Consider the following 21,940-nt stretch of genomic DNA (forward strand, 5'->3'; position numbering starts at 1 on the left):
AAAAAAGGTCTAAATCAAACGGTATAATATAGAATCCTATCATTTATGAAAAATTCAAAATCTAATCAAAGACGCTCTTTCATTAAAAAATTATCGGGTACCACTTTGCTTGCGAGTACTGCTCCTGGATTATTGTTAGGAAATAATTCATTGAAACCGTATCAAATTCTTAGTAAGGATAAAAAAACGTATGCTGTCAACGATCTAATTCAAATTGCTACTATTGGTATGGGCATCCAAGGATTCAATGATACCCGCGCTGCACTTGCAGTACCGGGCGTAAAACTGGTAGCTGTTTGTGATTTATACGACGGAAGGTTAAAAAGTGCCAAAGAAGTCTTTGGTAAGGACGTGATTACTACCAAAGACTATAAAAAAATATTGGATAGGGACGATATTGATGCTGTCATTATAGCTACGCCAGATCATTGGCATGATAGAATATCCATGGATGCCATGGATAAAGGGAAAGCGGTCTATTGTGAAAAACCCATGGTGCATAATATTGAAGAAGGTTGGGCCGTAATCGAAAATCAAAGAAAAAACAAAAAAGTATTTCAAGTAGGTAGTCAAAGAGTAAGTTCATTAGCTTATCTAAAAGCTAAAGAGCTTTATGAGCAAGGAGCTATTGGGCAACTCATATTGGCCGAAACTTGGAATGATCGCCAATCCAACCTTGGTGCATGGAATTATTCCATTCCTTTGGATGCTTCGGAAAAAACTATAGATTGGAAGCGTTTTTTGGGAGATGCTCCAAAAACAGATTATGATCCTATCAAATTTTTTAGATGGCGAAACTTTAGGGATTATGGCACAGGTGTGGCCGGTGATCTTTTTGTACATCTTTTTTCAGGGATTCACTATATCATAAGTTCCGAAGGGCCTAATCGAATTTACACTACAGGAGGTTTACGGTATTGGAAAGATGGCAGGGACGTACCGGACGTGATGATAGGTTGTTATGATTTCCCCAAAAGTGCCAACCATCCTGCATTCAATATGCAGGTAAGAGTTAATTTTATAGATGGTAATGGTGGTGGTGGAAGAATACGTTTGGTTGGTTCAGAAGGTGTAATGTCCGTTGGAGATTCTGGAGTGCGGGTTACCAGAAGTAAAGTGTCCGATCAACCCGGTTATGACGGTTGGGATTCCTTTGATACGTTTGATAAAGCCAATCGTGATGAATTTGAAAAATGGTATAAGAACAAGTACCCATCACCACCTCCCTCGGTAAAAGAAAAAGGAGAACTGGAGTTTAGGGTTGGTGATGGATATAGCGATCATGTAAATCACTTTGAAAACTTCTTCCATTCTATACGGACAGATAGTAAAGTAACCGAAGATGCAGTTTTTGGATTCAGGGCCGCTGCGGCAGCCCTATCCGCTAACAAAAGTTATTTTGAACAAAAAATTATCCACTGGGATCCTAAAGCAATGAAGTTTGCTCAGAAGTAGAAAACCCGTACAGATCCATATGTGCACTATTAGTACCCAATATTTGATTTTATATAATGAGTGTAGGTTAAACCTTATTGAAAAATGATAGGTTCCCATAGAAATATATGGCCCTTTTTGGCAGTATTTATGCTCTTGACAGGCTGTGCTAAGCAAGACCCGTTGACAGATGGGAAGAGGTTTAGGCTGTTGGGAAGCGAATCTTCGGGTATCGAGTTTGTGAATCAACTCACCGAAAGTGATACCTTGAATTATTTTACCTACCAATACATGTATATGGGCGGGGGGGTTGCCGTGGGAGACCTGAACAACGACGGACTATCTGATGTTTTTTTTACGGGGAACATGGTTGACAATAAGCTCTACCTAAACAAAGGGGACCTGAAATTTGAAGATATCTCGGCAGCCGCAGGGGTCAAGGGGGATTCTAGATGGTATACAGGAGTAAGCTTTGTAGATATTGATGCGGATGGGCATTTAGACATATATCTTAGCGTATCCGGAAAAAGTGGCGACAAAAGGAATCAGTTGTTCGTTAACAACGGAGATTTGACCTTCACTGAAAAGGCTTCGGAGTTTGGGATAGATGATGGTGGTCAATCCATTCAATCTTCTTTTTTTGATTATGACCATGATGGGGATTTGGACCTATTTGTAATCAATTATCCAATTACAGATTTTAAAACCCCGAATACCGTCTATAGAATGATGATGAACGATGCCAGCGAGGAAAAAAGTGATCATTTTTATAGAAACGATGGTGATGGCCATTTTACCGATGCGACCAAGGAAACTGGGCTACTGAATTTTGGACTCTCGGTAAGCAGCAGTATCGGGGATTTTAACCAAGATGGGTGGGATGATATCTATGTTTCCAATGACTTCAGTACTCCTGATTACCTCTATTTAAACAATGGGGACGGGACCTTTACGGATAGATTGAGAGAAACGACGAAGCAGACCTCATTTTATGGTATGGGTACCGATGCCGAAGATTTTAATAATGATGGCCTGCTTGATCTGTTTCAGGTAGACATGGCGTCTGAAGATAATCGACGATCAAAGGCCAATATGGCAAGTATGGACATAGGCTTGTTTTGGAGTACGGTAAACCATGGATTTCACTATCAATACATGTACAATAGCTTTCAGTTGAATCAAGGTTTAAACGAAAATGGATTGCCGGTTTTTAGCAATGTAAATTGGATGTCAGATGTGGCGGCCACAGATTGGAGCTGGGCACCACTTGCTGCGGATTTTGACAATGACGGTTGGAAGGACCTTTTTATTACCAATGGCACACGTCGTGAAATTAATAATAAAGATTACTTCAATGGGCTTAAAAATAGCAAAACAAAAGCTAAAGCTGGTTCATTGATGGAACAAGTGGAGAGTATGCCCTCTGAGAAAATAGACAATTATGTTTTTAGAAACATGGATGGATTGGGTTTTGAAAAAGCTAATATGGATTGGGGCCTTTCCTTTGAGGGTTTTTCGAATGGTACGGCCTATGGAGATTTGGATAATGACGGTGATTTGGATTTGGTCATTAACAATATCGACGACAAAAGCGTAATTTTTGAAAACCGTACTTCCCAGTTGGGGCAAGCGCATTATTTAAAAGTGGTTTTAGAGACAAATGAACCCAATCTTCATGGAGTTGGGGCGAAAGTATCGGTGGTTGCAGGAGAAAAACGGCAATACCTTCATTTAAACCCTAGCAAAGGTTTCCAATCCTATGTAGAGCCGGTATTGCATTTTGGTTTAGGTGAAAAGGAAAAGGTTGATTCTCTAATTGTGGACTGGACAGATGGAACTAGGGAAGTGATGCTGGATTTGGGCGTCAATCAAAGAGTTGTATTTAATAAGGGTAACCATAAGTTGAGTAAAAGAAATGAAACGAGGCGCACATCATTATTTTCCACTAGCACCGAGTTACTTGATTCTGTATTCTGGCATAGCGAAAACCACTATAATGATTTTGCTGATCAAATCTTACTTCCACATAAACTTTCAAATTTGGGACCCGCTCTTGCCACTGGTGATGTAAACGGGGATGAATTGGAAGATATCTATGTTGGCAATGGTGCGGGTTTTCCGGGTGCACTGTATCTGCAACAACAAGATGGCAGGTTCTCGTTAGCTAGCGGACCTTGGGAAAAGGATGCCGATTATGAAGATATAGGTGCTGTGTTTTTTGATGCAAACAATGATGGCCATGTCGATTTGTATGTAGTAAGTGGCGGGAATGATTTCCGTAATGATGAAATGTATCAGGACAGACTTTATCTAAATCAAAATGGGAACTTTATCAAGTCCAATGGTTTCATCCCTAAAATAACCGGAAGCGGGTCAAGGGTAATTCCAAGTGACATCGACAATGATGGGGATATTGACCTATTTGTTGGAGGAAGATTATCCCCGCAAAATTATCCGCACCCAGGCAGGAGTTATTTACTGGTAAATCAAACGGCTCAAGGCGAGTTTATATTTGAGGACAAAACGAAGGAGTTAGCACCTGGACTTTCAAAAATCGGTATGGTAACTGATGCCCTATGGACTGATTTTGATGAGAATGGAACTACAGACCTTGTGATGGTGGGTGAGTGGATGCCATTGACCATCTTTAGTCAGGAAAATGGACAATTCAAAAATGCAACGGCACTACTGGGTTTTGAAGATACAATAGGTTGGTGGTTCAGTATCGATAGTGGTGATTTTGACAATGATGGCGACGTGGATATTATAGTGGGTAACTTAGGAACCAACTATAAATATCAGGCAAGCGCAGCGGAAACCTTTGATATTTTTGCGAATGACTTTGACGAAAACGGAACTACAGACCTTGTTTTAGGCTACCATGATTCGGGAGTACAATATCCAGTACGGGGCCGACAATGCTCATCCCAACAGATTCCGGCAATTCAATTAAAATTCAAGGATTATAGTTCTTTTGCCAAGGCTACCATCAAGGATATCTATGGTGAGGAAGATCTTGCAGCTTCCTTGCACTATGGGGTTACTTCATTTGCGAGTATTTATATGGAAAATCAAGGAAATGGGAAATTTAAGCGAACGGACCTCCCGTTTATGGCACAGATTTCTCCAATTAATGATATGATAATTGAAGATTTCAATAATGATTGTTACTTGGATGTGCTTCTAGGAGGGAACCTTTATGCCTCAGAAGTGGAAACACCTCGCAGTGACGCAGGTATAGGCATAATACTTTTGGGAGATGGACGAGGGGCGTTCGATCCACTGTCGTACACTTCCAGTGGTATAAACATGTCCTACGATGTAAAGGCCATCGGACGAATTGGAGATTCCGAAAAAACTCGCATAATCGTAGCCAACAATCAAGGGCCTCTTCAATTGTTCACCACCTCAAAGGGATCCAAATCTAAATTGTTGGCTGATTGCATCGATTATGAAGAACAATTTTCACCTCATCAGGAAGTAGATACAGATATCTCAGATTTAAACAGCAAAAGGCAGGAATGAAACCATTTTATAAGTTCGTGATAGCACTTCTGATTTTATGCATTTTGATTTTCGCGGTACATTTGTATGTCGCTAGAAAAGACATTGGGGTCGGCGCAAAAGCTCCTGAAAAGGCTGAAATACTATTTGATGGTTCCCGGGAAATGTTGGATGAGAAATGGATCTATTGGGAAGGTCCTAGGTTTTCTTCGGAATTACCGATTAAATGGGAAATAATAAGTGATCCCGTGGACAAAGGAACAGTGGTTAGTAGCAAGGACCCATACGCGTTGGGCGGTAACTACGGTACAGCAGATATCGTGACAAAAAGGAAATATCGCGATTTTCGACTCCATATCGAATTCCTTGTTCAGAACAAAGGAGGGAACAGCGGGGTTTATCTTCAAAATCGATATGAAATACAGGTGCTGGACGGGGATAGCACAAAACATGGCATGGGAGCCATAATCAATGAATCGAAGGCTCCTTACGAATACTATAATGGACTTGGAAAATGGAATGCTTATGACATCACTTTTCGAGCCCCTAGATTTACGAATGGAACACTTTCAGAGAAATCGTTGGTGACGGTTTATTTTAATGATAAGAAGGCGCATACCAATATTAGGATAAACCAAGTCTGGGGAGGCGCCAATTCGGGACTGGATGGGGGAAATAATGGAGGTAAAGGCATTACGAATACTACTGGAGGCATAAAATTGCAGGCCGAAGGCCATAACGTACTTTATCGAAATATTTGGATACAGGAATTGGATTTAGAGCAAGCGGATACAAGATTTTAGCTTTCGATGGAATTTTATACATAAGGACTTGGATCTTTTCAAATTAAAACGGCAATAGACATAATTTCTACCTATAAAAACAGCTTTTCTACCTGGATTTTTGAAGGAAACTCTACTATTGTCTTCAATAAATCATGGAAAGAATAAACAATCCATAAATTACTAACCGACTAAAACAATATCCGTTAACTATGAAAATTAAACTTATGATTATTGGTTTTTACTTGATGCAATTCGCAATTGGACAAGAAAACCCAATTGGCAATTTTCAATACAATAAAGATATAGGTAATCCCAAACTAACCGGTTCTGCTTCGTATGATACCGATACACAGACCTACACTATAAAAGGCGCGGGATATAACATCTGGGGGCAACGGGATGAACATCGTTATTTGTACAATAAATTAAAGGGGGATTTTGTTGTGACCGCCAATTTTGAATTTGAAGGTTACAATGAGGTGCATCGTAAAATAGGTTGGATGGCGCGTGCTTCAGAAGCGGATAATGCCGTTATGGTAGGAGGCTTCCTCCATGGAGATGGGCTTACCGCCGGTCAATGGCGTGAAAGAAGAGGTGCCGATATGCAAAACCCAGAAGATGATATATGGGCGCCCAAGCGTTTTTATCAAATTATACAGTTGGAGCGTCGAGGAAATATCTTTATTGTAAGAGCGGCCCATCCTGGAGAACCTCTCCAGGAAATAAGCTCCAAGGAACTCAAGTTCATGCCCCCTGAAGCTCTGGTTGGAATCGTAATAGGGTCTCATGATGTGGATAAAATCGAAACAGCCAAAGTTTGGAACGTCCGTATCGATCAGCCTGTGGCAGAAACATACAATCCAAATGATGAGGGTTGGATCGGGTGCCGTATGGAAACAATGAATGTGTTTGATGGAAAACGAAAAGTTATTTACGAAAGGGATGGACGTTTTGAAGCTCCTAACTGGATGCCCGACGGCAAAGAATTGTTATTCAATATGGGCGGATCCTTGTATACTATTCCAATTGGAGGTGGAGAAACCAAAAAACTCAATACAGGTTCTGCTGACAGGCTTAACAACGACCATTGCATCTCATTTGATGGAAAACTACTTGGTATAAGTCATAACGATGGTGATGGATCCAATGTTTTTGTACTTCCTCTAACCGGTGGGGAGCCCAAACCGGTAACTAGTACGGCCCCATCTTATTTGCACGGTTGGGCGACAAACAACAAGGAATTGGTTTATGTGGCCCAACGAGGTGAAAACAAGGCCTATGACATTTACAAAAAATCGATCAAAGGGGGTAAGGAAGTAAGATTGACCAATAACAAAAAATTAGACCATGCCGATGGCTGTGAGTATTCGCCGGACGGTAAACATATTTATTACAATGGATCCAAGAATGGAGGCACCATGCAACTTTGGAGAATGAAACCGGATGGGAGTAAGAAAGAACAGCTTACGTTTGATGAGTACAACGATTGGTTCCCACATATTTCTCCTGATGGAAAGTGGATTGCTTTTATTTCTTTTCCACCAGATATTGATTTGAATTCCCACCCCTCTTACAAACAGGTAATGCTACGTTTGATGCCCGTTTCGGGAGGAGTGCCAAAAGTCATTGCACATCTTTATGGCGGTCAGGGGACTATCAATGTAAATTCTTGGTCACCGGATAGTACCCATATAGCCTTTGTTAGTAATTCAAAGAAATAGGGTTTTAGTACTGTTGTTTTATTAAAGTGTCTATTTGAACTGAAATACAATAGTATTTAAAAATAATTCATTTATTGGTTTAAATGAGTTAGTTTAAGTTTAGTTTTTTCTTTAAACACGGGTTTCGGCTCGTGTTTAATCTGTTTCATGGTTATTTGGTGGTTAATCCGTCAAAAACTAAAAAAATAACTAGTAACTGAAAATCGAATCCATGTCTTTAAAAAAATGTTTGCTCGTGACCACCTTTGTTATAACAATAGTGCTATTGTTTCCAAGCAAAGCGGTTGCACAAAAGCAATTTAAGGTATTATTGATAACCGAAACTGCTGGATGGCACCATGCATCGATTGAGAACGGAATTATGGCAATCAATGAATTGGCAAGCACCCATAACTTTGAGGTAAAACGACAGCAAAATGCCATAAAAATCACGGAAGACGGGTTGAAGGACTTTGATGCCGTAATTTTCCTTAGTACAACAGCGGATATTTTTGATGATGCTGAACAGGCAATCTTCGAAAAGTACATCCAATCTGGCAAGGGGTATGTTGGTATTCACGCGGCTTCGGATACGGAATATGATTGGGAGTGGTATACGCAGCTTGTTGGCAGAATGTTCCACATACATCCAATACAACAGACCGCTAAATTGCAGATAATCGATCATGGTTTTCCCGGTTTGGAACATTTTCCTGAAAAACTGCTATGGACGGATGAATGGTATGAATTTAGCGAGGATAAAGTGGACGGTTTGCATGACCTTGTTTTTGTGGATGAAAACTCATATGATCCAAAAGTTACATGGAAGAATAGGGATATGGATAAAAATGGCAAAATGGTAGATCGGATAGGCATGGGAATGGGTACTCATCCTATTTCTTGGTATCATGAGTTTGACGGTGGACGTTCATTCTACACAGCTCTTGGCCATATTGAAAAAGTATATGAAAATCAATGGTTCTTAGATCATTTGTACGGAGGGATTTATTATGCCGCCACGGGTAAGGGGATTGAAAAAAAATAGCGAAACAGTGACTAGTAAAAATTTAATATTACTCATAAGTTGCTTTCTTTTCTTTGGGGGAATGACCATGGCCGAAATGGCACTGCGCTTTATTTTGATGAACCGATCTGTGGGCTCCATTATTCCCAGAATGCGAAAGGAACGCAACGTTTTGACCAATACGGCGAGGAGCGATGGCAACGGATTATCGGCTGAATTGCACCAAGAACTACGGAAACACCGTTGGGACAGAAAAAAACCAACTGTCTGGTCGCAATAATTTGTTGGAGAAAGTGAGAAGTTAAACCTTGATTAGACGAATTTTTAATTTAAACAGAATTACACATGACAACCAGAAGAAATTTTTTACTACAATCGGGAGCTTTGGCAGCCAGTAGCGTGTTGCTTCCCTCTTTTACCCTTGCCCCTTATAAATCCGAAAAAAATCTGGGGATACAGTTATACACCTTTCGCAAGGAGATGGACGCCGATCCCATAGATACGCTTAAGAAGATAGCTTCCATTGGAATCAAAAAGATTGAAACAGCCAGAAGCGGCAAAGGGCATTATTATGGTCTAAAGCCAAAAGAAATGAACAATGTCTGTAATGATTTGGGTATGAAATTAATCAGTGGGCATGTACATTTGGATGATAAATGGCAAAAGACCATGGATGAGGCAGTGGAATCTGGTCAGAAATATTTGATCTGCTCCACCATGCCGACCAAAGGTCAGACCGTTGAGAATTACAAGAGCATAGCTGATAAATTCAACAAGGCTGGTGAAGCCTGTAAAAAAATGGGACTAAATTTCGGATATCACAACCATGCCTATGAATTTGAATCCGATAAAGGTGAAGTGCTATATGATGTCTTGCTCGACAATACCCAAGCGGATTTAGTTCATATGGAACTGGATTTAGGATGGGTCGTTGTCGGTGGAAAAGATCCACTGGATTATTTTAAAAAGTATCCCAATAGATTCCCTCTTTGGCATCTGAAGGATATGAACATGAGCAAGAAGGAAAGCACTGAGTTTGGCCTGGGTGGACTTGACATTGCCAAAATGCTCCAAAACAAAAAAGCATCTGGAGTGAAACATGTTTTTATTGAGCAGGAAGAATATGCAAGTACTCCATTGAAGAGCATGAAACACAATATGGCATACTTAAATACGATCCAGTAAAAACCAAGCCAAGAAAAGGTCTGCTTTGTGGAACTTTGCTATTCCTTCCAACTTGTTTGGTGAAACGGCTGTTTTAAAATACTACTTTATAAAATCACTAGGCTTTTTCTCAGAGTGTCCTATTCATGGGATCTTTTAATAGTTTCGTTAATTCACCTTTTATGGGATGCTTTTAACCTCTTTACAAAAAGCGGATTTCGTAAAGAGTTCTACTTTTTTAGATTATGTTTTAAAGGGGTTAGCTGCAATCCTGAAAATATCACGGAAAGGCGTAATGTATGGAGTTCAATAAAAGGCGGGATTAAATACACTAGTTCATTTAAGTGCGAAATAAGCTTATTTGAACTTTTAGAACGTTTAGTATATCAGTAGCAGCGGATAAATCATAACTGCCTTTATGAGGAAATGTACTTAATTAAATGTAAATGGCAGTTAAACTCTGCACCTAAACCGCTATTGCTTATAAACCTTGCTAGCCACTGGCTTTATTTTAAGTTTAATCCCAAATATTTATCAAGCAAAAAACATTCGCTACCCCCAAAACAAGCTCAAATAAAATTCCCTGGGTAATTTGCTTGCTTGGTTTTCCGTCAGCTTTTAAACTGATTAATCTTCCAATTGCAAAACCCACAAAAATGAGTGACGCAACAAAATGCGAAGTAAAGGTTAGTTTGTCGATAAAAGTTCCTAGTAAGGCAATGACACCCGCACAAAGCATTACAGCAGCCACCCCTCTTATTTCATTTAATAGGCTGATGTCATTTTCTAGTTTGATCCCTGAATTCTTTAAATAAGTTTTTATTGGATAGCTCAACCTCATGATGCCTACAAAAACAAGCATTAGACTTGATAACGACAAGATTACGATTCTGACGATTTCCATTTTCTACTATTTTAATTAATACTACTGCAAATGTAAATTGGCGTTGTGACAGAGGTATGTCAAGGGTACTATTGATTTTTTACATACTTTTCAAAATACTCCTTTATAGTCATATTGTGTGGAGTGAATGTTTCGCCCTTTGTCGTTAGCTTTTCAATGAAATCTATTCTAAAGTGTCTGAAATCTTTTCGTAATCGACAGAAAGCGACTAGTAGAAAATCTCCATGAATACTATAGATAGCAAAGGGTTCAATGTTTCGGGTACTTCGTTTATTTTCGGAAGAGAAGTAGTCTATCGTTAGGACTTTAAATTGTGTAATAGCCGATTGTATTTGCATTAAGTTATTACTTGTTTTCTCTTCACTATTGTTTCCACTAAAGTAAACTCTGTCTGCCAACAAATCTGCATTCCCTTTTTGAGAGTATCGCAAAATGGCTTTTATTTTTTCGATAGCTCCAGAAACATTTTTAACTAATGACAAATCCTTGTTTTTTATTGCCAATTGTTCTATTGTAATCAAAGCGTTGGCTTCTTCCTCTGTAAAAAGAACAGGTGGAAGATGATAACCTTCCATAATGGAATAACCTTTTCCTTCTTCGGTTACAATAGGTATTCCTGATTTTTCTAGTGTGCGGATATCCCGATAAATTGTTCTCAAACTTACATCATGTCTTTCAGCAAGTTGTTTGGCCGTAATAATTCTTTTGGATTGAAGTTGGGTGAGAATAGCAGTCAATCTTGAAAGCCTAGGTTTTTCTTCCATTTTCTCTCCATTTTTGTTGATGGTTTCACGAATTTTTGGTTTAAACTCTACTTACTTGATTTAAATATTTAAAATCAGATTTTTATACCTAAATGTTAAAAAGTCACTCCTAATTCTCCAATTCCGTATTCCGCTGCTTATAAAAGACCAATGCCTCGAAGTGCGGCCTTAAGTGTTCTTCCATGGCTACTTTGAACTCTAGTGGCTTCCCATCACGAAGTATGTTCAAAAGATCCTGATGCGAAACTGTGGTCTTTTTTGGAGGATTATCCAATTTGGCCTCATTTTTTATAACAAAGTCAAATATAGGAAGTAGTAGTTTTTGAAAGCCCTTAAGGCTCTGGTTTTGGGTAATATCGTACAACTTACTGTGGAACTTGACCTCAAGATCCAATCGCCATGTTAAATCACTTTTGTTTTTATGACTGTCCAGTATCTTTTGTAAATCATCCAAATCCTCTTGTGTCTTTCTTAAAAACAGAAAATCGGCAAGGCCCAATTCTATGACCATACGCATTTCAAATATTTCCAAGATGGTTTTTTTATCTAGAAAGGAGGGGTATAATACCCGTTCAAGTCCGTTTAGTATATTTGGTGAGGTCAGAATCATTCCTCGTTTCTTTCTTGATTCTATCAATCCAAGCATACGGAAACGGCTCAAAGCTTCTCGAATAGCACTTCTGCTAACCCCTAGATATTCAGCTAATTCCATTTCCTTGGGAATAGAATCTCCAGGCTTTAGGTCGGCTTTCTTAAAGAATTTTTTCAACTCTTCCTCCACCCTTTCGGGCACAGATGGTACACTTATAGGATTAAAACCGTAACCGTTTTTTTTACTCATGATTAATAATTTACGATAGGGCTTCAAATATAATTATTAAATCCCTATTATGTTTTATGTAATACATTATATAACCTTTTTTTCAAGATCTTTACTTAATAGTATCCAAGGGCAAAAAGTCAGTATTCCGAGGTATTGGTTATTAAGCCTATTCTAGTTTTATACACTAAATCTTGATCTTCTTAATTATTATATGTACATCTGACTTATTCTACATACACTTAAATAGATCCAAAACTGTCATAGAATAAAATATGAGGAAAGAAATAGTTAGATTCACCTGGTTGTTTCTTAAGCACATCCATCAATTTTGACTCCAGAATTCATAGCTTCTGCAGAAGACCAAAAGTAAGAACCAAAAAATTGAAAAGTTCGTCCTTGATATTGCCATACTTTAGATTTTTAATTTTAGTCTCGATGAGCAATACGCTACCAGATGAATCACTCATTTTTTATTCCCTCTGACAATAGAGTCATGTAATTCTATCGCATTAGATCTCACATTATACCCTTTTTTATTTTGCCACATTTGAATCATTTCCAAATTTTCCCTAGGTGTAGGAGGATTCATTTTGAAGTCTGTTACGGATTTCAATTCTTCAATTTTACGCTCTAATGAAACCCTAACTTTACTATACTCTCGTATTTCATATAGATTAAAAAGCTCTTCAGGATCTTCTCTCAAATTGTATAATTCATTGATAGCACCATGAAGTTCAGGGTATGTTATCAACTTATAATCATTGGTCCTCACCGCCAGAACCGTTGGACGTTCAGAGTAATCGTAATCTTCCTGAAAATATTCATATAGGAAACTTGCTCTTCCTTTTTGTTTCCTTTTTGCAACAGGAATTATGCTCTGTCCCTGTACGGTTTCGGGAATAGCTACTCCGGCCATATCTAAAAAGGTAGGCATTAAATCAATATTGAGCACCATTTCTTCGTATATAGACTTTTGATCGAAAATCTTTGGGAATCGCATTAACATTGGAACTCTAATACTTGGTTCATAGGCATGACGTTTGTCGCTCATTCCTCCATGCTCTCCTTGAAAATAACCGTTATCCGAAGAGAAGACAATCAAAGTATTGTCCAAAACTTTTTTCTTCTCAAGTAACTTCAATATTTTTCCAAGACCATCATCAACTGCAGTAATGGCTCGATTATAGTTTTTAATGGCATTCTGATTTATTTGGGGATTTTCAGACCGTTCTCGTTCTTTCCGCCACTTTTGTTTGTTCTGCAATATGTCATTTGGATTATGTTTGGAGATTACTTCTACGGTATCGAAAAGAGTTTTGTGCCTATCTGCAGGGGTAAAGGGACTATGCACAGCCTTATGGCTCAAATAAAGCATAAAAGGCTTCTCATTATCCGTTTTTTCCAAAAAATCAAGCGCATATTCCGTGAGTACATCTGTAATATAACCACCTTCCCAAACTAGATGGCCATCTACATTTAGTTCGTTACCAAAGTAATTACCTTGATTGTAAAAACTAACCCAATGATTAAATCCTCGTCTTGGTCTTTTATGACGTGCCATATGCCACTTACCTAGAAAAGCCGTTTCATAGCCTGCTTTTTGCAATAATTGAGAAAAAGTAGGCCATTTAGGGTTTGGGTCCTTAAGCGATTCAATGGTTGGGACTCCACTGCTATGGGCGTACATTCCAGTCAATATACTACCCCTTGAAGGTGCACAAATTGACGTTGTTACAAATGCATTAGCAAAGGTAGCCCCCTCATTTGCCAGCCTATCTATGTTAGGCGTTTTAAGAAACGGATGGCCAGCAGCAGAATATGCGTCATAACGTTGATCGTCCGTAAGAATAAAAACAATATTTGGTTTTTTTATTACTGAATCTTTTTTTTCTTTCTGTCTTTCAGAACAAGAGACTATTATTGAAAAAAAGAGTAGACCGGAAATTTTAAATGTTTGTCGTAATTTATTCATGTCGGACATTATTAGAGGAACTTTTAATCATTGACCTTTTAGTTAGTAATAGATGGATTTACAAATCCACTTACTTTTTGTATTTATCTCCCCTTTTTATGGGAGGCGTACAACTATGGCGGCCCAATGACCATTACTAGGGGCTGAAATATATCTATGATCACCCCCTTTTAGACTACCTTCATGTTGAATGATGGCCTTATCAATATTAATCCAATAAAAACTAAAATCTGTGCTTTTATACCTACTTAAGTCTAACTTAACAGCTCCTCCGTTTGTAAAGAAAATTAAATATTTTTCTCCTAGTTTGGCAGCCACATATGCTTCGTCTGGTTCAACTTCACTTATTAGATGCTGTTTCGAGACTACTTCCCAAAATTTTAGTTTCTCTTCTACTAATCGTACAGATTGTAAACTTTTCTTCGATTTTGGGGATAATCCAAGACCCGATTCTGGACGATGAAATCGTGCACCTGCAACTCCGGCTATTAGGCCACGCCAAAACTCTTCTATAGCATTGTTGTCACTGCCCATTACACTGGCCGTTTTTGATACACTACCATAAATTTTATTCATATGTGTAAGGCGATTTACTTCCAGAGCCTTGGTGGTTGCATAACGAACCATCTGCCAGTGTTTTTCTCCCCGTTCACGTTCAGAGGTGTTATTGGGTATAAACTGTGCAGAAATTTGAGAAATATCAAAGTAGTCATAAATTTGGACATTTTTGAGCAAATAATCATAGGATGAAGAGTCTGGCAGATGAACTAAATCCCAGAACATATCCGTACAATATATTTTCAGCTTTTTTTTGGCTGCGATTTTTTTCATGTAGTTGATCCAATATTCACCCCATGCAGATTCTTGATGCCGTACTTCGTTATTGGCAGAATAAATCAAATTATCATATTGTAAAGTAACATCAAGCAATCTATCTACAAACTTTTCTTGATAATTACGGATCTCATCCAATTGAATTCTTTTCTCCGTATTGGCCTGTAAGTAGTAAGATTGTCTTGGAGTGGTTTTACCGAAAGGGTTTTCGGAATTATCACCCTTTCCGGGATAGGAATGGGCCAAACCAGTGTTTCTGGTAGTATAGTTAACATTATTGATTGGATTGAAAGGACTTACTTGCCAACCTTTATGTCCACCGTCATACCAATCAAATCGATCCCACACCTCAATTCCAACGATAATATTTCTTTTTTGGCATTCTTTTAAAAAGAAGTCTAGCCTTTCCCAATATGGCCCTTCCATATTGCTTAGATTATATTTACCGTCAATCTTTTTACAGAAATCAAAACCCTGTCGACCTGCACCAACACCTGGGTCTAAGACACATCTAATTAGATTTCCACCAGCCTTAACAAGTTCATCAAGCGCATTAACTATTTCTAGCGTTGTGCTTGTGTCCTCATATCCACCACCGTCTTGTGTATCATGATCCAAAAATGGATTATGACCATGATTCCATCCTCCTATCAATAATACAGGTTTGTTCTTATATTCCCAGTATCCGACATGTTCATCACTCATATGTATTTGCGAATACATTTGTAGACTACACATCATTAGGGCAAGCCATAAAACCATAGCCCACATATGTTTTGAATATTCTTTTATTATTGACCTTTTAATCAATTTCATTGGTTTTTATCCATGTGTTATTTTAAATCTTTTAAGGATTCGCTTAAGGAAAATGTTTCCCATAAACTTCATCCCTTTTCTTTTCTGAGTCTTAATAAGTGGTTTCCCGCTTCTTATAATTTGAATAGGGTAAAATGAAACTAGCAACATAACCAATAATAAAACATGAAACCAAACCTGTAGTTGCATACAATAAAAAATGTAAATCAGTGTGGAAGCTAATATAATATTGCAAAATACAGCTCGAAACAAACCCAACAAACACTCCCCTGGAACTAGCTCGCTTAGTCAACATTCCTAACAAGAATACTCCTGCCAATCCTCCGCCTGTTAAGCCCATGAATAAAAGTAGCTGGTCAAAAAGAGATTTTATTTCAAAACTTGCCATAAGTACAGCAGAGGCAGTTCCAAGAACGCCTAAAATACCGACAAGGTATTTGGCTATTTTGAACAATCTGCTTTCTGGTATTTTTGGTTTAAAACGTTTATAGAAGTCCGTAATAATAACTGTGGACATACTATTCATAGCACTGTCCAAGCTAGACATTGCGGCAGCGAATATTGCGGCGATTACCAATCCTATTACACCTACGGGCAGCTGTGTAATAAAAAAGGTAGGTAAAATAGCATCGGTCTGTTCCATGGTGGGGTTCAGGTCTTGTGGAAATTGTTGATAGTAAAGAAACAATGCTGTTCCAACAAAATAAAAAATAATGACTACGGGTATAGATACCAGGGCAGAAATCCACATACTTTTAGCCGCTGCTTTTTCATTCTTGGTTGTCATAAACCGTTGCACAATGGATTGAGTGGAAACATATTCCTGAATTCTTCCAACCCAGCCCAATACTATGACCAAGACCGTTGCCTTGGTAAGGTCAAGATCCCAGTCAAAAGCCTTTAACTTTCCTTGAGTGTGTGCGGATTCATACATTGCCATAAGGCTACCCTCAGTGCGGTCTACCATAATGAAAAGCGCTATCAGTATACCGACCATCATTACGATCACCTGTATAACATCCGTCCATATTACCGCCTCTATACCCCCGATTAGTGTATAAATGGTAGCTATAAAACCAATGAGCAATATGCAGAAATACAAGTCTATGTCTGCAACAACGGATATTACGATAGCCGGGAGCAACAATAACACTCCCACACGTCCTATTTCCCAAAGGAGATAAGAAACGCTTCCCAAAATACGTATAACCACATTAAAACGTACTTCCAGATACTCATATGCCGAGGTGAGATTCATACGTTGAAAGAATGGCAATACTACTTTCACTACGAAAAATGCTAGTACAATGGAATTGAAGGGGATTAGAAAATACAGCCAATCTGTGGCGAATACCTTCGCAGGAATAGACATAAAGGTAACTGCACTTAATTTGGTAGCTACTATACTTATACCTGCAGCCCAGGCGGGTATCCGTTTTCCTCCCCTGAAATAGTCATCTGTGTTCTTAATCCGTTTAGAAAAACGGTACCCCATATATAATAGTACAATAAAATAAACGCAGAATGTAAAAATATCTAACAAGCTCAATCCGGTACTATCTATGGTAGAAGTTCCAGTATATAATTGAAGTTCATTATTTTCCGAAGTAGCTACCACTATTGCTTCCGAAGCAGGGACAAGCCCGTTGCGAATTGGCTGTATCTCTGTGTTCTGTATGTTGACCCATCTATCGGTAATCGTATGATATATCGCCGCATATTTTTCTTTCTCCTGGTTACTGGAAAGTTCGCTTGTGGATAAATACATGATATGTGCGCTACCGACCGGAAAGCCAATAGCATTCCCTAGGCGCAAAGGTGCCGGGAGCAGGGACGTCCATATCCCATTACTAGGGTTAAAACGTTGAAAGGTGTTATCGGTCTCGGAATAAGCAAAAATCGCATCGAAATTTCCCTCATTTTGCACTACTAATGATGGGTTTTTGCCCAAGCTACGGGGCACACTGGCAAGTGTTTTCCAAGAATCTTTCTCTGGAAAGTATTCATAAAATTTACCAAGAACCTTGTTTTCTAAATCTGTATACCCGCCGCCTACATATATTCTATTTTCTAGTATACAGGTTTGTTGAAGGTGTAGGGGGGTTGGTAAGGGCTTGGATGACTTTAGTGTCCAATTCTTTGTTGTATCTAGAGTCAACCGATAGACATCACTTACTACAGATGATTGTGTGCTGCCGCCAATGAAGAATATGAAATCATCCAAAACGGCCGTGGCTCCAAAAGCCATAGGTTTGGGTAGCTTAATTTTGAGTTTCTCCCAGTTTCCCGAATTTGTATCTAAAGCGTAAATAGCATCGCTTAGGGTTCCATTAGGTGTACTTCCACCTGCCAAGACAATATACTCGTCGATTTTTCCAATAAAGGCCCCTTTCATTGCTCTTGTTGGAGAAGATTCGCTTAATAACTCCCAGGCGTATGGGTCTTGAACTTCTTTGTCGCTAACCTGCGAAAAGCCAAAACTGAAAAGCGCAATACATAGTAAGGTGCTATAGCATTTTATCTTCGATATTTCCATTACTTAATCCAATGTTTTTGATTGGAGGTTGCAGCGTCCATTTCTCCTTCTGTAGGAGGTTCGTCTAAAGGTAGTTGGCCATATTCGTCTATGGCCTTTTGATTTGGAGGCCCAATGGATTGTCCAAATTCCACTCCTTGTATATCAAGTTGGTCTTGCAATTTCTGAATATCCAAATCCCTGACTGTGGTTTTATTTTTGATGGCGAGGGCCGCGGCTGTCCCGACGGCTTCTCCCTGTCCCATACATATAGGAATGACCCTTGTAGACGCTACTGCCTCATGAGTTGCCGAAAGGCACTTGCCTGCCATCATCAATCCTTCTACATCTCTTGAGATAAGGCTTCGTAAGGGAATAGTATAGGCCTTTACGTTTCTGGAGTCTACCCAACTTCCTGAAGGCCTATGGATATCTATGTGGTAGCCGCCCATACTAATGGCATCATCGAACACCCGTCCTTCCAACAAATCTTCGGCTTCCAAAACATAATCACCCATTATTCTTCTACTTTCCCTAACACCTAGCATCGGTGCAATTTCCAATAAATAGGAATTCTCGCATCCAGGAACATATTTTTTAAAAAATTCTAGCAATTGCGGTATTTGGTCGTAAATCCTGATATACGCATTGCTCATGCTTTCAACATTGGTGGGGTCCAGGCCTAAGACCCTTGTCATGACCACTTGAAACTGGTCTTCCTGATGTAATTTTACACCAACGACCCTAGTCTGGGGAACATCCATTATACCATCTTTTCTAGCCTTTTCCATCAAACCTGCAAATCCCCCAAGGATAAACACATCCGTAGTATCCAAACGTTCTTGCATTTTTTTCCATAAATCGGGATAAGGGGTTATCCATTCCCTATAATTCAGGCTTTTATCCTTGCATCCCTTAACAAATGCGGCTTTGTTCATGCCACCTATTCTGAATACCAATGTGGGAGCCTGTACCAAACCATCTGCTGTTCTTCCCTTTTCCCAAGAGACACCACCTCTGGCAGCAACATCCCCATCGCCGCTACAGTCAATGGTAATATCAGCAAGAATTTTTTGTCTTCCGGATTTATGCTCCACAACAATACCTGCTATTCGATCCCCTTCACGGACGGTGTCGACCATATGGGTATGGAGCATGACATCTACGCCAGCTTCTTGTGCCATTTGCATCGCCAAAATTTTCCACATATGACTGTTGATACTTACCAACGAGCTACATTTTGGATCCATTACATAATCGGAACTGCCTCCCATTTGATGAAGCCGTGTTACATATTCGTGGCAAAGCCCTTTAACGACTTGACGATAATCTCTATCATGGAAACCGAGCCATGGCAAAGTAGCGGATATTCCTCCTAAAAAACCGTTGTACTCTACCAATAAGGTTTTAGCACCATTTCGTGCAGCGGCAATGGCTGCGGTAATCCCTGCTGCGCCGGATCCAACCACTAAAACTTCGGTCTTAATATCTCTCATCTATAATGTTCTTTTATTCTGTTATAAACCAGTTGCTTGGTTCTTGGCGATAAGCCAGTTCAATTTTTTTCCATTTGTTGTTTTCCAATGTGGTTTTCCAGTAGGCAAGATGTGCCGTTCCTCCATCAAACAATAAGGCAGGATAGGCATAATGATGGATTCCGTCATATTCCAATTCCTTATAGTTTTTCCAGGTCAGTCCGCCATCATCGCTAATTCGGGAAGCCAGTATATATCTGGGGCCATTGCCCCAGGTACCGAACAGGTCCACATGTGGACATTGTAGCAATACAATGTAATCCGAATTGGGTATCTTGGCCACCCGGATGGGTGCCAAGGGGTTTTGAATGCCGACCGATCTGGGCGTATTCCAGGTTTTGCCGTAATCCTGTGAACGGGAGACGTATAGAAAGCCCGTGGCATTACGCCCAAAAATAGCCAAGTGTCCTGGCCTCCATTCTACCAAAGAAGCTTCGTAGAATCCATACTCTCCCAGCCCATATGGGTTTTCGTAAGTCAAAATGGTTTTATCGTTTACCTTATACCAAGTTTTTCCGCTATCATTGGTCGAATAAATATCGGTACCCAATTGTCTTCCCTTGGGATGTTCTTTGTACGCATGGACCCCATAGCCTTCTTCCAGTTTCCATTCCATAGCTTCATTATGAGCTTTCTGCACTTTTTGCGGTATTCGGCCATGGACCATATGGAATATCCGGCCATTGCTCAATTGCACAAAACGGTCGTGCGATCCGGTAGTATATGGATAGGAATCATCACTGATCCGAATCTCTTTGCTCCAAGTTTTGCCTTCGTCCATGGAATATCGAAAGACTTTTTGTGCTTCCCATCGGTCCATCACCTTTTTGGAATAGGCTACTCCGATTATGTTTTTTGAAAGTCTTATCGCAGATGGATGAAACAATGATAAGGAGTCATCTTCAAATATGATTTCTTGCACACTCCATGACTTGCCATTATCAAAGGATACTTTTCTTGTTATTCTGGATTTGCTTCGGTCGCCGACCCCGGAAAAGGAACCAAAATATAGGTGCAACTCTCCGTTTTTTGCTTTGACGAATGTGCTCTCACCTTGCCGTTGATTGGAAGATTCTATTACCTTGCTGTTCTGCACACCCAATTTATTCCTGGTTCTCGCAGCTACGGTGCTGGTATAATCGCTGAACAGACTTCCTTTATAGGCTCTTAACCTAATCTGATACTCTTGGCCGGAAAGGCACCCTCCAAGTTGGAATTTTGATATATTGGCGGGAACAAACCCTACTTCCTCCCAATATGTTCTTCCAGTTTCTTTTTTCTCAACAGCAAAACCCTCTTCGTCAGGTGAATTGTCCTTCCAGCTAATATTTATTAGTGACCCAGAACTCGCTACTACCTTAAGCTCTGAAGGAGCATTTATTGCAATGAATGCCCTCCTTTGGGCTTCCACTGAAAAAAAGGAGGAAAACAAGGCCAGAAATACGATTAATTTTTTCCACGAAACCTTATTCTTTAATTGATTCATATACTTATGAATGTTTTTATTTATAAAAGATACAACTCACCAGTCAGTAGAACAATTTAGAAACTAAGTCATTGAACAGATTTACAATCCCATATCTGAATTATAATCCTAATGGTTGTGATTCGCTATTGTTGGCTCGTGTTCCTGCTGTGCCATAGGTATGTACCACGCCGTCTGTAAATTGTAGGTCTGCAGATTGAACCAAAGCAGCACCTACTCTAATGTTCAATCCCCGACCAGTATCACCAATATTTGTTACGGATACGTTTATACTATTGCCGGCTAAAGTTGAGTAACTACCGGGAGATTGTCTAAAGTCCTCCCTTAAAAACCGACCTGATAATATATGCGTTTCTAAAATATCAGTAAGAATGTCTATCGGAATATCATCAATCGTATTCCAAGTATCATCGGAGTCTAAAATACGTTGCATCGTTACACTGCCCGGAGCGAATATGGTATTGTTCTTTCCGCTTACAGCACTTACGTCCAGCCCCGTTCTTTCCAGCGCTTGGATGAAAAGTGAGTAATCATCACTGGCAAAGGTTTCGTTAAAAAAGATGACTTGACCAGGATCTGCTAGAAACTGCATTACAGAAATATCATATGAAGTTTCTGGGACTTCAAAAGTTTCCAGACTAGTTTCTTCACAGGAGGATAGAAATGTCAAAATCAATAAA

General features: G+C 39.4%; 16 protein-coding genes. 7 read left to right on the forward strand and 9 right to left on the reverse strand.

Going from position 1 to position 21,940, the window contains the following annotated elements; translation table 11 throughout:
* Nucleotides 1-45 precede the first annotated feature (45 nt).
* From ACEQ81_RS06190 to ACEQ81_RS06220, 7 genes are all read left to right on the forward strand, one after another.
* The gene (locus tag ACEQ81_RS06190; RefSeq protein WP_411029980.1) at nucleotides 46-1,455 is read left to right on the forward strand and encodes a Gfo/Idh/MocA family protein; all 1,410 of its coding nucleotides are present in this window, start codon (nucleotides 46-48) and stop codon (nucleotides 1,453-1,455) included.
* Nucleotides 1,456-1,539: 84 nt separating this feature from the next.
* On the forward strand, nucleotides 1,540-4,959 hold the full coding sequence (locus ACEQ81_RS06195; protein WP_411029981.1) for a VCBS repeat-containing protein: 3,420 nt from the start codon (nucleotides 1,540-1,542) through the stop codon (nucleotides 4,957-4,959).
* Complete coding sequence (locus tag ACEQ81_RS06200; RefSeq protein ID WP_411029982.1) at nucleotides 4,956-5,741, forward strand: DUF1080 domain-containing protein; 786 nt, start codon at nucleotides 4,956-4,958, stop codon at nucleotides 5,739-5,741. Before ACEQ81_RS06195 ends, ACEQ81_RS06200 begins: the two co-directional genes overlap by 4 nt.
* A 191-nt stretch (nucleotides 5,742-5,932) precedes the next feature.
* Nucleotides 5,933-7,444, forward strand: a complete 1,512-nt coding sequence (locus ACEQ81_RS06205) for a TolB family protein (protein ID WP_411029983.1) — start codon at nucleotides 5,933-5,935, stop codon at nucleotides 7,442-7,444.
* A gap of 211 nt (nucleotides 7,445-7,655) precedes the next feature.
* Entirely contained in the window at nucleotides 7,656-8,468 is an 813-nt protein-coding gene (locus ACEQ81_RS06210; RefSeq protein WP_411029984.1) for a ThuA domain-containing protein, read from the forward strand.
* Between the two features lie 7 nt (nucleotides 8,469-8,475).
* Nucleotides 8,476-8,727, forward strand: a complete 252-nt coding sequence (locus tag ACEQ81_RS06215) for a hypothetical protein (protein ID WP_411029985.1) — start codon at nucleotides 8,476-8,478, stop codon at nucleotides 8,725-8,727.
* 65 nt (nucleotides 8,728-8,792) lie between these two features.
* Nucleotides 8,793-9,632, forward strand: coding sequence for a sugar phosphate isomerase/epimerase family protein (locus ACEQ81_RS06220; RefSeq protein WP_411029986.1), 840 nt, complete (start codon nucleotides 8,793-8,795; stop codon nucleotides 9,630-9,632).
* Nucleotides 9,633-10,128: 496 nt separating this feature from the next.
* Here ACEQ81_RS06220 and ACEQ81_RS06225 read toward each other — a convergent pair whose 3' ends face one another.
* The 9 genes from ACEQ81_RS06225 to ACEQ81_RS06265 form a co-directional block, all read right to left on the reverse strand.
* Nucleotides 10,129-10,515: a DUF4345 domain-containing protein gene (locus tag ACEQ81_RS06225; RefSeq protein ID WP_411029987.1), complete on the reverse strand. Its 387-nt coding sequence runs from the start codon at nucleotides 10,513-10,515 to the stop codon at nucleotides 10,129-10,131.
* 68 nt (nucleotides 10,516-10,583) lie between these two features.
* Nucleotides 10,584-11,279, reverse strand: a complete 696-nt coding sequence (locus ACEQ81_RS06230) for a helix-turn-helix transcriptional regulator (protein ID WP_411029988.1) — start codon at nucleotides 11,277-11,279, stop codon at nucleotides 10,584-10,586.
* Between the two features lie 109 nt (nucleotides 11,280-11,388).
* Complete coding sequence (locus tag ACEQ81_RS06235; protein WP_411029989.1) at nucleotides 11,389-12,120, reverse strand: FadR/GntR family transcriptional regulator; 732 nt, start codon at nucleotides 12,118-12,120, stop codon at nucleotides 11,389-11,391.
* A gap of 445 nt (nucleotides 12,121-12,565) precedes the next feature.
* Nucleotides 12,566-14,074 carry a sulfatase gene (locus ACEQ81_RS06240; RefSeq protein ID WP_411029990.1) on the reverse strand — a complete coding sequence of 503 codons (1,509 nt, stop codon included), beginning with the start codon at nucleotides 14,072-14,074 and terminating at the stop codon, nucleotides 12,566-12,568.
* 96 nt (nucleotides 14,075-14,170) lie between these two features.
* Nucleotides 14,171-15,724: a hypothetical protein gene (locus ACEQ81_RS06245; RefSeq protein ID WP_411029991.1), complete on the reverse strand. Its 1,554-nt coding sequence runs from the start codon at nucleotides 15,722-15,724 to the stop codon at nucleotides 14,171-14,173.
* 91 nt (nucleotides 15,725-15,815) lie between these two features.
* Complete coding sequence (locus ACEQ81_RS06250) at nucleotides 15,816-18,260, reverse strand: sodium:solute symporter family transporter (protein WP_411029992.1); 2,445 nt, start codon at nucleotides 18,258-18,260, stop codon at nucleotides 15,816-15,818.
* A complete protein-coding gene (locus ACEQ81_RS06255; RefSeq protein ID WP_411029993.1) occupies nucleotides 18,260-19,735 on the reverse strand; it encodes an FAD-dependent oxidoreductase in 1,476 nt (491 codons plus the stop codon). Before ACEQ81_RS06255 ends, ACEQ81_RS06250 begins: the two co-directional genes overlap by 1 nt.
* Before the next feature lie 13 nt (nucleotides 19,736-19,748).
* Nucleotides 19,749-21,260: an exo-alpha-sialidase gene (locus ACEQ81_RS06260; RefSeq protein WP_411029994.1), complete on the reverse strand. Its 1,512-nt coding sequence runs from the start codon at nucleotides 21,258-21,260 to the stop codon at nucleotides 19,749-19,751.
* 100 nt (nucleotides 21,261-21,360) lie between these two features.
* On the reverse strand, nucleotides 21,361-21,930 hold the full coding sequence (locus ACEQ81_RS06265) for a fasciclin domain-containing protein (RefSeq protein ID WP_411029995.1): 570 nt from the start codon (nucleotides 21,928-21,930) through the stop codon (nucleotides 21,361-21,363).
* Between the last annotated feature and the right edge of the window lie 10 nt (nucleotides 21,931-21,940).

The organism is Spongiimicrobium sp. 3-5 (genome assembly GCF_046557915.1).
Lineage (GTDB): Bacteria > Bacteroidota > Bacteroidia > Flavobacteriales > Flavobacteriaceae > JBHEBG01.